Genomic DNA, 12,704 nt, shown 5'->3' on the forward strand with positions numbered 1-12,704 from the left:
TGTATCTAGACTTCAGCGCCGGCCTGTCGGAAACGGACCGCGGTTACGATGCGAACGCCCATCGCTGTGACAGGCCTGGGATAGGGCTTGCTGGGACTTGCTCGCGTCTTCAGGATGTCGACTACCGGCGATGATCGCCCTGACGCCAGATCCGCTACGGCCTTGCCGAAGGCAGCTCCTCGCGCCACGCCTGTTCCATTGCAGAAAGCGGCGCCGTAGACCTTCTCCGCCAACTCGCCGAAGACCATTCCGCCATTTTGCGCGAGGGTAAGAAGGCCACCCCAGCTGGCCTCGAAGCCGATCGAGGAGATCTCCGGCCACCGCCGATCGAACGCGATCTGCTGCTGCACCCGAGCCCTCATCACATCCTGCGTGGTGGTCTTGAAGTCCGTCGCATAGGAATAGACGTTGCGAAGGAAAAGCCGGTTGTCGATCGTGCGACGAACCGTCGTGCCGAAGCTGTTGGCTGGTATGAGTCCGTAGGCTCTCTTGTTCCCCACCCGCGAAAGCTCGCTCTCGGTGAGCTGTCGTGTCATGCTCGCAAACGTGTACAGCGGTATGGCGCGGTTGTCGAAGAAACCGAACCTCGTCAGATAGCCTGACGCGCAGATGATGACCTTCGAAGCTCTGATTGTTCCGGCGGGCGTCTCGCAGATGTGCTTCGGCGCCCCGAACTGCACCGCCACGATGGGGGTGTTTTCGTGAACGGTGACGTTCGCGGGCAGGCTTCTTGTCGCATTCTTGAGATACTTCGCAGGCTGGACCAAGACGGTGCCGGGATGATGCAAGGCTTTGATGTAGTGCTTGCTGCCGGTGATCGCCTGGATTTCGGGGGTCTCGACCCAGCTGTAGTTCTGCCCAAGCTTATCCAGCGCCTCCGAAAAGCGGTGCAGATCCTCCACACCGTGAACGGTGGCCGCGCTGTGGTATTTTCCCTGCGCGTCCCAGTCGCAATCGACCCCATGCTCTTCGACAGCGCTTCGGATGTAGGCGATGCCGTCCAGGTTAACGAACAGCTCTTCCTTGTTCCCCTTGATGTCTTCGACGAAATCGCGCTTCCGAGGATTGTGCGCGAGATCGATGACGAAACCCATGCACCGTCCGGATGCATTGTTCCCAATGCGGCCGGCGTCTACGAGGACAACCGAGGACTGCGGGTTGAGTTCGGCAAATCGACGGGCCGCGTGCAGCCCCATCCAGCCGCCGCCAATCACCAGGCAGTCACACGCAACGTCGCCTTCTTGCGGCACCAGCGCCAACTCCGGCCCTGCCGTAGTGTACCAGCCGGACATAGTCGGTTCGGGGTGGGGCGGCTGAACGACTTTGCGCGCTTTGGTCATTGTTTGGTTGAACGAATTCACTGCCAACTCGCTGAGTTAAGGCGGCCGGTGACGATGCTTGGCTACGATCCGCGGTCGCGTTGGTTTCCTGTTTGAATAGACCACTTGGCGGGTGTCTCGTAGACGGAAAAGATAGCGTCTGATATAGATCTGCTTCATGTCAAAGCTTCGCAGCCTGGTGCCCTCGACGCATTCGCTTTTTGTCTTCGAAGCGGCTGCCCGAACCCAAAGTTTCAAAAGCGCAGCCAGCGAGCTCAGTGTGACGCAACCGAGCGTCTCGCACTCGATCAAGATGTTCGAGAAGCATTGCAGGACCGCGCTCTTTGCCCGTGACAATCGAGGAGTGCAGCTAACGGAGGCAGGCAGGCAGCTCTACGATGAGGTGCGCACTTGCTTCCGCCGTCTGGAACAGCGGCTTGAGACCATTTCCGATCGCGGAACGAAGTACGTCACTTTTGCTGCGTCGACATCTCTCGCGGCACATTGGCTTGCGCCTCAGCTCTATCATTTCCAGGAAGAGCATCCGGACGTTAAGATCAAGGTTGTCGCCACCGATCGGGATATCGAGCCTGATCACGAAGTAGACGTCACCGTATGGGTGCGGCCACGGGATTTTGACCGGACCAACAGCTGGTTCGTATGCGACGAGATCATTTTCCCCGTCTGCTCCCCCGCATATCTTCTGGCGCACCCCGCTCCAAAGAGCGTCGATGAGTTGGTTCGACACCAGCTCATTCATTCGTCCGATGCCTTTCGCAAGCGAATGAGCTGGCCCGAATGGGTCGAGCTTGCAGGGGGAGATGCCAGCGAGACCAAACCGAACATTGTATTCAATGACTATCAACTGGCGCTCCAGGCAGCTCTTGCAGGCGAAGGAATCTCGCTGGGATGGTCCTTGACCGCCCAACACCTGCTTAACAACCGCCTGCTGGTTCGGCCCATCGCGACTGAGATCAAGACCGACCGCGCCTTCTTCCTCTTGTCCAATGATGACGCAGGCAAAAACAAGAGGTGCAAGGTTCTGGTGGACTGGTTCCTCGCTCAGTCGAAGGAATTACGCCCTTAGACTAGACGGCTACCGGTCAACGCTCCCTCGGTTCTCATACCCACCTCCGCGTCGCTTTTCGGGCTGTCTTTCCAGGTAACGAGTGCCTGCGCTGTCAACCCAGGCATAAACTGAGTTTAACACCAGCGAAACCTTTTGCGAATTCTCAGGATGATCGTGGGCCCCTATTATCACGTCAATGAGCAGGGCCGCGTTCCGTACGCGGACCGAAGAAAGTTCTGTTGACGGGGACCTTAGCGCCCCTCTGGGAAAACGCGATGATGGACTCTGATGCTCCCGTAATCCGGCGCCGCGGAGGACGCGCGTCGGTCGTAGCTGCCCGGGAATCCGAGAAGAGGCCTCGCGTCTCGACCATCAAGTACGGCATTCGGCCTGTGGAGGCCGTCACCGCTGAGCAGCTTGAGCGCATTCACCAGGCTTCGTTGGCGATCCTGCGCGAGATCGGAATCGAATTCCGTGATGAGACGGCGATCCGGCAATGGAAGGAGGCTGGCGCCGATGTCCAAGGCCAACGTGTGCGCCTCGATGGCGAGATGCTGATGCATCTCATCTCCAAGGCCCCATCCCGTTTTGAGATGACGTCTCGCGATCCGTCACAGCGTTTCGAAATCGCGCCAGACACAATGACCTTCGGCGCCATGCAAGGCGCGCCAAACGTCCGGGACCTTGAGGGTGTGCGACGCGCATCCACGATCGAGGATCTACGGAACATGAACCGGCTGACCCAGATGCTGCCGGGGTTCCATATCGCCGGCGGGTTCACCTGTGAGCCGACCGACATCGCTGTTCCATGGCGCCATCTGCACATCAACCATTCGAGCCTGGTGGAAACGAACATGCCCTTCTTCGGTCTGACGACCGGGAAGCAGCGAGCCGAGGACTCGATCGCCATGGGGCAGATCGTCCACGGCAAGGCCTTTATGGATCAGAACGCAGTGATGCTCGGTCACGTATCGGGAAACTCACCTCTGGTCTGGGATTCGACCATGCTGGAAGGGCTCCGCGCTTTCGTCGAGGCGAACCAGGTCGTCCTGCTGTCGCCTTTTGTGCTCGGCGCGGCAAACACTCCCGCCGACATCCCGGCCACAATCGCGCAGTTGAATGCCGAGGCACTCGCAGCGCTCGCCTACACCCAGTTGGTCAGGCCCGGCGCCAAAATGATCTATGGGCAATATTCAGTCTCGGTGTCGATGCGCAGCGGCGCCCCGATGTCCGGCATGCCCGAAGTCACTCTGATCAACGCCGTCATCGGCCAGATGGCAAGGCGGTATGGTTTGCCGTGGCGAACGACGGCATCCCAGTCGTCCGCAAAGACCTTCGATGCTCAGTCCGGATACGAATCGGCGATCGCCTACATGTCGGGAGCGAGTGCAGGCGCGAACCTGATGATGCATGCGGGCGGCTGGGATGAGGCCGGCCTCGTATGCTGCATGGCGAAGTTTGTCGCCGATGCCGAACAGAACCTGCTGATCGAAAAATACGCGCAGGGGATTTCGTTCGAGCATTTCGACGACGCTCTCGAAGCAGTGCGGCGCATCGGCCCCGGCGGCCACTATCTCGGAGATTCCTTCACGCTCAAGCGCTTCAAGGACGCATTCTTCGCGCCGGAGATCCTCGATTACCTCAGCTATGAGCAGTGGAAGGTCAAAGGCTCCAAGGACATGGCGCAGCGCTGCCGTGAGAAGGCGAAATCGATCATCGCGAGTTACGAGCAGCCGCCAATGGATCCAGCCGTGCGCGAGGAACTCGATGCATTCGTGGCGCAACGCCAGGAGGAAATCTCGCCAAGCCTTGCCTAGGCATCCGCCCAAGAGCCCATGCAATCAATATCCGGGAAACACTAACAAGGGAGAAGAAAATGGGACTGTTCAGAAGCAATGGGAATCACGTTCCGGCTGCCATCGAAAAGATGGCGAGCGACGTCAAAGCCGGACAAATGGACCGGCGCGAGTTTCTCGCGCTTGCGAGCACGTTCGGCGCCTCGGCGGCAATGGCCTACGGCTTGATTGGCGTAGCATTGCCCCAGCCCGCACGCGCCGCCGAGCCAAAGAAGGGCGGAACCCTGCGTGTGTCCATGCCCGTCAAGGCGCAAAAAGACCCACGTACCTATGACTGGGTTGAGCTTGCCAACATTTCTCGCTGCTGGCTTGAGCCGCTGGTTCGCTACACACACGAATTCACATTTGAACCTGTCCTGCTGGAAAGCTGGGAGGTCAATGACGATGCCACCGAATATGTCTTCCATGTCCGAAAGGGTGTTACCTGGAACAATGGCGACGCTTTCGATGCCGATGACGTAGTCCTCAACATCACCCGCTGGTGCGAGAAGGGCGTCTCCGGCAATTCGATGGCCGCGCGCGTCGGGGGACTGATTGACGCCAAGACCGGCAAGGCGAGAGATGGAGCTATCGTCAAGGTCGATGACCATACCGTCAAGCTCAAGCTTAGCGACCCGGACATCGCCATCATCGCGAATTTCACCGACTACCCCGGACTGATCGTCCATCGCAGTTTCGATGCCGGCGGCGCCGACCCGGTCGCAAAGCCGATCGGAACGGGGGCATTCGAACTGGTATCCTACGCGGTCGGCAGCAAGGCTGAAGTCAAACGCCGCGAGAATGGCAAATGGTGGGGCGGCGAAGCTCTGCTGGATGGCGTGCAATTCGTCGACTATGGAACCGACTTCCAGGCAACGGTGGCTGCCTTCGACTCCGGTGAGATCGACGTCAATATGGAGACGCCGGCTGACTTCATCGACATCCTGGACAAGATGGACGTGGTCAAATCGGAAGTCGCCACCGCAACGACGCTGGTGTGCCGCACCAACACGACCAACAAACCATATGACAACAAGAAGGTCCGTAACGCGCTGCAGATGGCGGTCGACAACAACACTGTCCTTCAACTCGGCTATGCAGGACGGGGAACGGTCGGCGAAAACCATCACGTCAGCCCGATCCACCCGGAATATTTTGCCCTGCCTAAGAAAAGCCGGGACGTCGAGGGCGCGAAGAAACTCATTGCTGAATCCGGAAATGCCGACTTCGAGCATGAGCTGATTTCGATCGACGAAGACTGGCAGAAGAACACCGGTGACGCCATTGCGGCGCAGCTTCGAGAGGCCGGCATCAAGGTCAAGCGCACGGTGCTTCCGGGTTCGACTTTCTGGAACGACTGGGCGAAGTATCCCTATTCGCTGACCGTTTGGTACATGCGACCGCTCGGGGTTCAGGTCCTAGCGCTGGCTTATCGCACTGGCGAGGCTTGGAATGAGACTGCTTACGCAAATCCCGACTTCGACGCCAAGCTCAAGAAGGCGTTCTCGGTCAGCGATGCCGCCAAGCGGAAGGAACTGATGCAGGACATCGAAGATGTGCTGCAGGATTCTGGGGTCATCATCCAGCCGTTCTGGCAAAGCCTCTTTGGTCACATGAACAAAAAAGTTCAGGACTATGCAATCCACCAGACTTTCCAGATGGATTTGCAGAAAGTCTGGCTGGCAGCCTAGCAGACTCCCAAGGCTCCAACCGGAAGCCTGGTCGGTGCCCCATCGAGCATGGGGTACCGACCGCCTTTGAACTATGCGTGAGGCGACCCGACATGTCCGACGACGAGATCATCCTTTCCGACCTTTCCGACGACGAGTTGGTGCAGCAGATGCACGACGATCTTTATGACGGGCTGAAGGACGAGATCGAGGAAGGCACACAGATCCTCCTCGAGCGCGGTTGGGCGCCCTACAAGGTGCTGACCGAGGCGCTGGTCGAAGGCATGCGCATCGTCGGCGAGGATTTCCGCGACGGCATCCTGTTCGTGCCGGAAGTGCTTTTGTCCGCCAACGCGATGAAGGCCGGCATGTTCATCCTGCGCCCGCTGCTCGCCGCCACCGGCGCGCCCAAGCAGGGCAAGATGGTCATCGGCACCGTCAAAGGCGACATCCACGACATCGGCAAGAATCTCGTCGGCATGATGATGGAAGGCGCCGGCTTCGACGTCATCGATCTCGGCATCAACAATGCCGTCGAAAAATACATGGCAGCGATTGAAGAGCATCAGCCCGACATCATCGGCATGTCGGCGCTTTTGACCACGACCATGCCCTACATGAAGGTCGTCATCGATACGATGAAGGAAAAAGGCATCCGCGACGACTATGTCGTGCTGGTCGGCGGCGCGCCGCTCAATGAGGAGTTCGGCAAGGCCGTCGGCGCCGATGCCTATTGCCGCGACGCCGCGGTGGCGGTCGAGACCGCCAAGGACTTCATGAAGCGCAAGCACAACGTCCGCGGCTGATGGCGGCGGTGTCCATCCTGCAAGACGCTGGTGCCAACGCCCCGCTCGATGTTGATGACCGTCAACGAGGATGTATGACCTTATGAATGCGCCATTTTCAGCGGGAGACCGTTCGCGGATTGTGGGATGGAATCCCAGCCGGCAGGTGATCGACATCCAAGACGTGTACCGACTGGTTATTCTTGCACTACCGGGATTTTCCCAGCTAGGCCTTTCATCCTTCGTGGATCCCCTTCGCCTTGCGAATTCCATCTCCGGCAGATCCTCCTTCGAGTGGACGATTGCGAGCCCGGATGGCCAGCCGGTTGAATGCGCCAGCGGGTTCATCCTTTCGGTCGGCAGCAATTTTTTAGGCACTGGAGAATGCATTCAGTCCGGCAAGGGACCAAGCATGGTCATCGTCTGCGCGGGCGAATGGGTCCAAAAACAGATGTCGACTTCCCTCACGAAAATTCTTCGGCTTTGCAAGCGGCACGGGGTTCCAATCGCGGCGTTGGGAACCGCGACATGGCTGCTGGCGGAAAGCGGGTTGCTCGACGATACGGCATGCACAATCCATTGGGACAAGCGCGCCGCCCTCTCTGAAAAGTTTGGCCGCCTCCAGGTTACCGACCAACTGTTCGTTCGCGATCCTCACCTTCTGACTTGCGCAGGAGAATTCGCGTCCTTCGACCTCGTTATGGAGCTGATCAGTGAGCGCCTTGGCAGAGACATCGCCTTAGCTGTCTGCCGACATACGACTGCCGGGCATTGGCGCCCTGCTTCGGACAGACAATGGACTGTCAATGCTGGTGAAACCGGCATCTGCAAGGCGCTAGCAGACGTCATTCGAATCATGGAGGAGCATATTGAGGACCCACTGCCGCTCCGCTACATCGCAAAATGCGTCGGCCGCTCACAGCGTCAGATCGAACGGCTTTTCCAGCGGCCGATCGCGTCGTCTCCCATGCGATTCTACCTGCATTTGAGACTTAGCCGCGCCAAGCGTCTCATTGAACAGACAGAATTGCCCGTGGTCGAGATCGCAATCGCATGCGGTTTCGCATCGGCATCGCATTTCTCGAAGTGCTTCCGGCAAGCGTTCGGCGCGAATCCGAGCGCTTGTCGATCCTGATCTTCGGCCGTGACAGTCAATTCGGCGGGACCACAGACACGCATATTCAGCAATTAGGAATCATCAATGTCTTCGTTTTCGATCGTGAATCATAAGATTGATCCTACGCGAGGCGCGACGGCACTGAAGGCGGACGGGACCATCGACAACAACGATCGCGTGGAAATCGGTCCTTCTGATGTAGCTTTTGCTGAATGGCAGCAGCTAGGACTCACTGCCCCTAATGTGGAACGGATGAGGAAAACCCGGCTAGACCGCATCGTGCAACAGCTGCGCCGACGGGATTACGCCGGCGTACTTTGTTTCGATCCGCTGAACATTCGATATGCGACCGACTCCTCGAACATGCATATCTGGACCATGCACAACCCGTCGCGAGCCGTGTTCGTGTCAGTGGATGGTTATGTCGTTCTTTGGGACTTTCACCGCTGCAGTCATCTTTCGACTTACCTACCGCTCATTAACGAGATCCGAGACGGTGGGGCGGGCTTCTACTATTTCGTTGCCGGCGATGCAGAGGAAGCAATCGCCAAACAATTCGCGGCGCAGGTCGATGAATTAATGCGACGCTGTGCCGGCAAAAACCGACGTCTTGCCGTCGACAAGATCGAAATTCCCGGCCTGCGCGCGATGGAAGCAGTCGGTATAGAGGTCTGCAACGGCATGCAACTCATGGAGCACGCGAGGGCCATCAAGGATGTCGACGAAATCAACGCAATGCGCTGCTCGCTAGCCACTTGCGAAATCGCTGTTGGAAAAATGCGCGATCGTTTGCGACCAGGCATAGCGGAAACTGAATTGTGGTCGGTTCTTCATGCCGAAAACATCGCCCGCGGCGGCGAGTGGATCGAAACGCGCATTTTGACTTCCGGCCCACGCACGAACCCGTGGATGCAAGAAGCCGGTCCTCGACGCATAATGCCAGGGGATCTGGTCGCCTTCGACACTGACATGGTCGGGCCCTATGGCATGTGTGCGGATTTTTCGCGCACTTGGTATTGCGGCGACGGTAGGCCAACCGACGAACAGCGAAGGCTACACGCCATCGCGTACGAGCACGTGATGACCAACATGACGATGCTCAAAGCTGGAGTATCATTCAACGAACTAACCGAGCGCGGCCACACGCTCCCTGCGGAGTTCGTCGATCAGCGATATGGCGTCATGATGCATGGCATCGGTCTATGCGACGAATATCCCGCCATCCTCTATCCTCAAGATTCTATCCCGGGAGCATTCGACTATGTCCTCGAGCCGGGGATGACGTTGTGCGTTGAGGCCTATATCGGTGCCGTTGGCGGCCGTGAAGGCGTGAAGCTTGAAGAACAGGTTTTGATCACGGACAGCGGTTGTGAAAACCTGACAAAATGCCCATTCGATCCGGCTTTGATGATCTAGGATTGTCCAGCTGTGCAACTGTTCGTCGATTAGCCGTGTCCGCTTTTGAGGCAATTGCGACCGTCTCTCGAGAATTTCCGCTCTTGGGCTTTGGCGTCAGTCGACAATAGGTCCGAAATTAGGCGCATTGCTGCCATTCGCAACGCGGACAATGAAGGTCACCGATGGGTCATGGGCGTGAATTCGGCCGTGGCGAACGAACTTCCGCCAAGGGGTCATCTTCCGCCATTCCGCACCGGTACTAAGTGTTAGATTTTTTCCACTAGGTCTTGCTCAGGAGAATTGGTGCGGGTCGGCACAGAAATAGGCGATGATCTGGCCAAGGTCCGGCTCGTTAACCATGCGCACCGCCTCGGCGGGGCTGACCCATTTGCGGGTGCGCGATCGCTTTTCCTTCCACCGCTCGGCGATCTTCTCGACCTGCAGTGGGAACACCAAAACTTCGCAAGGCACTTCCTCGCCGGAAGCCAATGCCTTGGCATAGAAGTAGCGGCCGGCCTCGTGGTGGGAGATCGTGCCGCGCAGTCCGGCTTCCTCGCCGGCCTCGCGCGCCGCCGCCTCGCAAAGCAGTTCTTTGGCCTCAGGCCAGCCCTTGGGAAGCACCCAGCGGCCGGTATCGCGGCTGGTGATCAGCATGATCTCGACGCCATGCCCGGTATCGCGCCACGGCAATGCTGCAACCTGCAGGCGGCACGGCGCTGTGCCGAAGAGCCGCTGGACCCTTTCGGCCAAATGGTTGTGCGTTGCTGGCGTCGTCAACATCGGAGAAGCTTGCCCCAGCCTCCAGAATCACTTGCCGTCTCGCGAATCTTACGGCTAATCATAAGCAATAAAAGTAAAAAACCTCATACGAACGGGTTAACCACACGACCAGGTGCCGATTCAGGAAATATCGTGCGCCGCGGCACTCTTTCAAGAAGTGCTCGCCGGCAAGAAGGGCGCGCCGGCATGTTCCGGGAGGAAAAGCAGTTGCCGCGAATCAGCCGGCGTGGTCGTCGGCGATCGGCTTCTGGTAGGTGAAGCCCATATCCCACGGAAAATAGATCCAGGTGTCCTGGCTGACTTCGGTGACGAAGGTGTCGACCAGCGGCCTGCCTTTCGGCTTGGCGTAGACGGTGGCGAAATGCGCCTTGGGCATCATGGCGCGCACGATGCCCGCGGTCTTGCCGGTGTCGGTGAGGTCGTCGATGATCAGCACGCCGGCGCCGTCATCGGCAAGCAGTGCCGGCGTGACCTCCTTCAGCACCTGCAGTTGCCCCTGGCTGGCGTAGTCGTGATAGGAGGCGACGCAGACCGTCTCGATGACCCGGATGCCGAGTTCACGCGAGATGATGGCGGCCGGAACCAGGCCGCCGCGCGTGATGCAGACGATCGCTTTCCATTGCCCTTTGTTGGCGCCGGCAAGCCGCCAGGCGAGCGCACGCGCGTCGCGGTGGAACTGATCCCAGGAGACGGGAAAGGCCTTTTCGGGAAGGGACATTTTTCTGCGCACTCCGCAGCGCGCGAAAAACCGCGCGCAGACACTTGAAGGAATGCGCGCGGAATTAACTGGAAAGCCTTGGCCTTGGCAAGGGCGGCGGCAAGGGATCCTTGTGGACTTAGCCCCTGTGGCTTACCCCTTTTGTGGACTTACCGCGACAGGAAAGCTGCCACGGGCAACGTGCGCAGCACCGTGCGCGTGACCCCGCCGAACAGCAGCTGGCGCAGCCAGGAATGGCTGTAGGCGCCAAGTACGAGCAGGTCGGCGCCGGTTTCGGCGACCCTGGTCTGGATCACCTCGTCGACCGAGTGGCCGCCCGATTGCAGCACCGAGACGCTGACCGTAGCGCCATGCCTGGACAGGGCGGCGGCGATTTCGGCGCCGGCCGCCTCCGGGGCCTCGTCGAGCGTATCCGGCGGGTCGATGACGACAATATCAGTCTTCTCGGCCTCGATGATGAAGGGCAGGGCGTCGAAGGCGGCGCGTGCGGCTTCCTTGCTGCCGTTCCAGGCGAGCAGCACGTGCTTGAAGCTGGTCACGAGCGGGCCCGAATGCGGCACGACCAGCACCGGCCGGCCGGCGTCGTAGACCAGCGTGTCGACATCGGCGCTCGGATCGCCGCCCGACTCGCGCTGCGCGGCGATGATCAGGTCCGCAGTGCGGACGGTTGGGATGCCGGTCAGCGCGCTGTCTCCGGAAAAGCTCTCGAGGCTGCGCCACTCGAAGGACAGGCCGGAATCCGCGACATGCCTGAGGAAAACCGCCCGCAATTTTTCAGCACGCTCCTTGTTCATGTCGGCCGAAACCTGCAGGAATTCGGTGTCGGGAAAGCCGGTCGCCGAGGTGTAGGGGACAGGAAGCGCTTCGGCATGAATGCCGATGAGATGGCTCTCGAACCTGTCGGCAAGCGGAATGGCGCATTCGAGCACGCGCTCCGCGTCCTGTTCGTTCTGCAGTATGGCGACGATGGTCTTGAATCGCATGGTAACCCCTCATTTTACGGCGATCGAAACTCGCCCGCGAGAAACGTTACAGCACACCGCTTGGTTCCGGCTAATGCATGTCGCCAAAGGCATGCCCTCGGGCTTGAACCGAGGGTGCGCAGCGGTTTTGGGATAACGACATGCATAAAAAAGAACCTAAAGCGCGTCGCATGAATCCTCTCAGACGCGACGCGCTTTAGATCAGCTGGCCGCGCTTGTGAGGCCTGCGACCATCGCCTCGACATCGGCGCGGGCGGCGTCCAGCGCTTCCTGGCTGCGGGCACGGACGACCAACTCGGTCCAGAACTTGCCGTCGCCATATTTCGGGTAGGAGCCGATGATCGTATCCGGATGCGCCTTCTGGATGTCGCCCAGCGGTCCGCCAACCAGGCCTTCGCCGAACGGACAGTGCACCGTGGCCGACAGCATTTTGGTGCCGGCCTTCAGCGTCGGCACAACATTGTCGAGCATCGCCTGGAAAATCGCCGGCACGCCGGCCATGACATGGACGTTGCCGATGCGGAAGCCCGGCGCGATGGACACCGGATTATCGATATGGTCGGCACCGCGCGGCATCCGCGCCATGCGCTTGCGCGCCTCGGTATATTCGATGCCGCGCGCGGCGTAGCTCGCTTCCAGCATGGCATGGGCCTTGGCGTCGTATTCGCAAGGCACGCCGAAGGCCTTGGCAATGGCATCCGCGGTGATGTCGTCATGCGTCGGACCGATGCCGCCGGTCGTGAAGACGTAGGTATAGCGGGCACGCAGGGCATTTACTGCGGCGACGATCTCGTCTTCCTCGTCGGGAACGATGCGCACCTCCTTCAGGTCGATGCCGATCACCGTCATGATATCGGCGAGGTGGCCGATATTCTTGTCCTTGGTGCGGCCGGACAGAATCTCGTCGCCGATGACCAGCATGGCGGCGGTGACGATTTCAGGCATGGGAGGCTCCGGCAAAAAGTCAGTTGAGGCAGACAAGGTCGCCCGAGATAACGCGGCGGATGGTTGGCGGCAATGCCCGTATTGA

At 59.4% G+C, this 12,704-nt stretch carries 11 protein-coding genes; 6 read left to right on the forward strand and 5 right to left on the reverse strand.

Translation table 11 applies throughout. The features are described from left to right. Positions 1-5: 5 nt before the first annotated feature. Positions 6-1,340, reverse strand: coding sequence for an NAD(P)/FAD-dependent oxidoreductase (locus tag AC0L3L_RS12405; protein ID WP_473637751.1), 1,335 nt, complete (start codon positions 1,338-1,340; stop codon positions 6-8). Between the two features lie 157 nt (positions 1,341-1,497). Here AC0L3L_RS12405 and AC0L3L_RS12410 point away from each other — a divergent pair, with 157 nt between their 5' ends. The 6 genes from AC0L3L_RS12410 to dddP all read left to right on the forward strand — a co-directional run bounded on the left by AC0L3L_RS12410 (position 1,498) and on the right by dddP (position 9,211). Then, on the forward strand, positions 1,498-2,406 hold the full coding sequence (locus AC0L3L_RS12410; protein WP_473637752.1) for a LysR substrate-binding domain-containing protein: 909 nt from the start codon (positions 1,498-1,500) through the stop codon (positions 2,404-2,406). Positions 2,407-2,663: 257 nt separating this feature from the next. After that, positions 2,664-4,205, forward strand: a complete 1,542-nt coding sequence (locus AC0L3L_RS12415; RefSeq protein ID WP_473637753.1) for a trimethylamine methyltransferase family protein — start codon at positions 2,664-2,666, stop codon at positions 4,203-4,205. 59 nt (positions 4,206-4,264) lie between these two features. After that, a complete protein-coding gene (locus AC0L3L_RS12420; RefSeq protein WP_473637754.1) occupies positions 4,265-5,914 on the forward strand; it encodes an ABC transporter substrate-binding protein in 1,650 nt (549 codons plus the stop codon). Between the two features lie 92 nt (positions 5,915-6,006). Beyond that, complete coding sequence (locus AC0L3L_RS12425; RefSeq protein ID WP_473637755.1) at positions 6,007-6,699, forward strand: corrinoid protein; 693 nt, start codon at positions 6,007-6,009, stop codon at positions 6,697-6,699. 82 nt (positions 6,700-6,781) lie between these two features. Next, a complete protein-coding gene (locus tag AC0L3L_RS12430) occupies positions 6,782-7,813 on the forward strand; it encodes a GlxA family transcriptional regulator (protein WP_473637756.1) in 1,032 nt (343 codons plus the stop codon). A 66-nt stretch (positions 7,814-7,879) separates the two neighbouring features. Then, complete coding sequence (gene dddP / locus AC0L3L_RS12435) at positions 7,880-9,211, forward strand: dimethylsulfonioproprionate lyase DddP (RefSeq protein ID WP_473637757.1); 1,332 nt, start codon at positions 7,880-7,882, stop codon at positions 9,209-9,211. Between the two features lie 273 nt (positions 9,212-9,484). On the opposite strand, the gene AC0L3L_RS12440 is transcribed toward dddP, so the two are convergent. The 4 genes from AC0L3L_RS12440 to AC0L3L_RS12455 form a co-directional block, all read right to left on the reverse strand. Continuing rightward, the gene (locus tag AC0L3L_RS12440) at positions 9,485-9,973 is read right to left on the reverse strand and encodes an NUDIX hydrolase (protein ID WP_473637758.1); all 489 of its coding nucleotides are present in this window, start codon (positions 9,971-9,973) and stop codon (positions 9,485-9,487) included. Between the two features lie 217 nt (positions 9,974-10,190). Continuing rightward, positions 10,191-10,691 (reverse strand): xanthine phosphoribosyltransferase, encoded by a 501-nt coding sequence (gpt, locus tag AC0L3L_RS12445; protein WP_023798205.1) that lies wholly within the window; start codon positions 10,689-10,691, stop codon positions 10,191-10,193. 149 nt (positions 10,692-10,840) lie between these two features. Continuing rightward, complete coding sequence (locus tag AC0L3L_RS12450; RefSeq protein ID WP_473637759.1) at positions 10,841-11,674, reverse strand: universal stress protein; 834 nt, start codon at positions 11,672-11,674, stop codon at positions 10,841-10,843. A 201-nt stretch (positions 11,675-11,875) separates the two neighbouring features. After that, entirely contained in the window at positions 11,876-12,619 is a 744-nt protein-coding gene (locus AC0L3L_RS12455) for a competence/damage-inducible protein A (protein WP_473637760.1), read from the reverse strand. Positions 12,620-12,704 lie beyond the last annotated feature (85 nt).

The sequence above is a fragment of the Mesorhizobium sp. WSM4849 genome (assembly GCF_055811385.1).

What these genes read in the sequence shown, in the direction of transcription:
- AC0L3L_RS12405 (WP_473637751.1), bottom strand. Translation starts at nt 1,340, where the DNA reads ATGACCAAAGCGCGCAAAGTCGTTCAGCCGCCCCACCCCGAACCGACT.
- AC0L3L_RS12410 (WP_473637752.1), top strand. Translation starts at nt 1,498, where the DNA reads ATGTCAAAGCTTCGCAGCCTGGTGCCCTCGACGCATTCGCTTTTTGTC.
- AC0L3L_RS12415 (WP_473637753.1), top strand. Translation starts at nt 2,664, where the DNA reads ATGATGGACTCTGATGCTCCCGTAATCCGGCGCCGCGGAGGACGCGCG.
- AC0L3L_RS12420 (WP_473637754.1), top strand. Translation starts at nt 4,265, where the DNA reads ATGGGACTGTTCAGAAGCAATGGGAATCACGTTCCGGCTGCCATCGAA.
- AC0L3L_RS12425 (WP_473637755.1), top strand. Translation starts at nt 6,007, where the DNA reads ATGTCCGACGACGAGATCATCCTTTCCGACCTTTCCGACGACGAGTTG.
- AC0L3L_RS12430 (WP_473637756.1), top strand. Translation starts at nt 6,782, where the DNA reads ATGAATGCGCCATTTTCAGCGGGAGACCGTTCGCGGATTGTGGGATGG.
- dddP (WP_473637757.1), top strand. Translation starts at nt 7,880, where the DNA reads ATGTCTTCGTTTTCGATCGTGAATCATAAGATTGATCCTACGCGAGGC.
- AC0L3L_RS12440 (WP_473637758.1), bottom strand. Translation starts at nt 9,973, where the DNA reads ATGTTGACGACGCCAGCAACGCACAACCATTTGGCCGAAAGGGTCCAG.
- gpt (WP_023798205.1), bottom strand. Translation starts at nt 10,691, where the DNA reads ATGTCCCTTCCCGAAAAGGCCTTTCCCGTCTCCTGGGATCAGTTCCAC.
- AC0L3L_RS12450 (WP_473637759.1), bottom strand. Translation starts at nt 11,674, where the DNA reads ATGCGATTCAAGACCATCGTCGCCATACTGCAGAACGAACAGGACGCG.
- AC0L3L_RS12455 (WP_473637760.1), bottom strand. Translation starts at nt 12,619, where the DNA reads ATGCCTGAAATCGTCACCGCCGCCATGCTGGTCATCGGCGACGAGATT.